1 protein-coding gene is annotated in these 364 nt (G+C 63.5%); it reads left to right on the top strand.

Annotation, left to right across the window (positions count from 1 at the left end; all coding sequences use genetic code 11):
• Positions 1–364: hypothetical protein (locus IE97_RS42370; RefSeq protein ID WP_158708398.1), on the top strand; the 364-nt coding region annotated here is incomplete at both ends.

Consider the following 364-nt stretch of genomic DNA (forward strand, 5'->3'; position numbering starts at 1 on the left):
CGTCGCCGCCGAACTGGCCGCCCTGTGGATTCATCAGCAAGCCGAAGCCCTGCACACCAAGCCTGTGCTGGTCACCCAGACCAAGGACCAGTGGACTCTCGGCCCTGGTGCAATCAGGAAGCTCGCCAAGATCAGTGACACTGTCACAGATCGCAGCACCAGGCCCAGCGGACACCGGCGGGCTGTCCTCGCTTACCTACCCCGCACTCGCGACATGTACCGCGCGATTCCCTATGCCCATGAGGGCGCGCTTGCAGTTGTCGAGCACGGAGCAGACCCCCTGAGCGGATGGGCGATGGAAACACTCGCCGTGAACCTCGTCGATGGACAGCTGACACCCAAGACATGGAACCCGGACCAGCAG

Source organism: Streptomyces sp. NRRL S-455 (assembly GCF_000717875.1).
Taxonomy (GTDB): Bacteria; Actinomycetota; Actinomycetes; order Streptomycetales; family Streptomycetaceae; genus Streptomyces.